The following is a 279-nucleotide window of genomic DNA, read 5'->3' as shown; positions in this document are numbered from 1 at the left end:
ACGCAGACGACATCAGGCTTGATCGCGGCGAGCACGCGCGGCAGATCCTTCTGTGCCCATTTGGCGCTGTCGACGATCGCCGTCCAGCAATCCTTCACGTAATTATCGACCTGGTCGTAGGGCGATTTGCGGAAGTTCGGGATGTGGCCGTTGATGAAATCCTCCCAGAACTTGGCCATCTGTTCCGGCGGCATCGGTTCCGACAGGTTCACCGGATGCGCCTCGAAGCCATAGCCCTTGTAGACATCGACGAATCCCGGATCGGACAGGAACACCGCT

The 279-nt window shown here is 58.8% G+C and carries 1 pseudogene; it reads right to left on the bottom strand.

What is annotated here, in order from left to right:
- Nucleotides 1–279, bottom strand: a pseudogene (locus EN852_RS40565) (glycosyl transferase family 1); the annotation flags it as partial.

Origin of the sequence: Mesorhizobium sp. M2E.F.Ca.ET.209.01.1.1 (assembly GCF_004010375.2) — a bacterium.
Taxonomy (GTDB): domain Bacteria; phylum Pseudomonadota; class Alphaproteobacteria; order Rhizobiales; family Rhizobiaceae; genus Mesorhizobium.
The sequence above is the reverse complement of the archived record's forward strand: the minus strand, read 5'-3'. Positions and strand labels throughout refer to the sequence as shown.